We start from the raw sequence: 517 nt of genomic DNA, 5'->3' as shown, positions 1-517 counted from the left end.
CAGCGCCGTCAGCAGAAGGTCGTTCACCCGCGTCCGGTAGGCCGCAGGCGCCGACGACAGCAGGCGCTTCGTCCAGCCCCCATCCAGCCGCGTCCGCGCCACGGCCGACCGCGCAACCGTCAGCGCCTCGGGGGAGACCAGCTCCGCCACGCCAAGCAGTCCGGCCGGCGCATCCGCCAAGCTGTCGCGCCACCAGGACAGCTCATCCTTCAGCGCCCCACTCGCGGCGTGGCGGCCCAGGGCCTCGCCCCAGGACTGGAAGGAGGCGGTCTTGGCCGGCAGCACCACCGCCTCGCCCCGTTCCAGCTGCGTGCAGGCCAGCTGCAAATCCTCCAGCAGCACGCGCCAGGACACGCCGTCCACCACCAGATGGTGGATCGCCAGCAGCAGGCGCTGCTGACCGTCATCCCCCCGCTCCACCAGCAGGGCGCGCAGCAGCGGGCCATGGTCGAGGTCGAGGCTGCGCTGGGCCTCCTCGCACAGCCGCTCCTGCGCTCCGGCATTGGCGGCGGTGCGC

Annotated in this window: 1 protein-coding gene; it reads right to left on the bottom strand. The window is 73.3% G+C overall.

Annotation, left to right across the window (positions count from 1 at the left end; genetic code table 11):
- The coding region (locus TSH64_RS28710; RefSeq protein WP_247873202.1) for a condensation domain-containing protein at nucleotides 1-517 on the bottom strand (517 nt) is incomplete at both ends.

Origin of the sequence: Azospirillum sp. TSH64 (assembly GCF_003116035.1) — a bacterium.
In the GTDB taxonomy this organism is placed as follows: Bacteria; Pseudomonadota; Alphaproteobacteria; order Azospirillales; family Azospirillaceae; genus Azospirillum.
The sequence above is the reverse complement of the archived record's forward strand: the minus strand, read 5'-3'. Positions and strand labels throughout refer to the sequence as shown.